At 65.1% G+C, this 370-nt stretch carries 1 protein-coding gene; it reads right to left on the bottom strand.

Translation table 11 applies throughout. The annotated features are described in order from the left end of the window. Positions 1 to 370, bottom strand: a 370-nt coding sequence (locus tag EKA13_RS28060; RefSeq protein ID WP_176717505.1) for a hypothetical protein, incomplete at both ends; no start/stop codon positions are given.

The following is a 370-nucleotide window of genomic DNA, read 5'->3' as shown; positions in this document are numbered from 1 at the left end:
CCCATCCATTCGCGGCTGCGGGCGTTGAAGCGCTCGCGTTGTTGGCTTTTGAGGCGGTGCTGGGCCAGGGCCTCCTGCTGCCCAAGGTCGCCCAGTTGTTGGTGGAGGTGGTCGACATGCACGTTCAGGCGGTTGACCGGGGACAGTGTGAACAGCAGTTGATGCGGCCGACTGAAATGCAGGTCCTGCAGTTGCAGGGTCAAGCTGCGTAACGCAGTGCGGGTCGCGGCTTGATCGTGAGGCGCGCCGGGGCGTGTCAGCGTGCGCTGCTGGGCGTCGATCTGCCGTTGCAGGCCAAGGACCTGCTGCTGCCAGCGGCGGAACTGCGCCTTGAAGTCGGGGTTGAAGCGCAGTTGGGTAGCGTCAGAGG

Source organism: Pseudomonas defluvii (genome assembly GCF_001695625.1).
Lineage (GTDB): Bacteria > Pseudomonadota > Gammaproteobacteria > Pseudomonadales > Pseudomonadaceae > Aquipseudomonas > Aquipseudomonas defluvii.
This window is presented reverse-complemented; position numbering and strand designations above follow the sequence as displayed.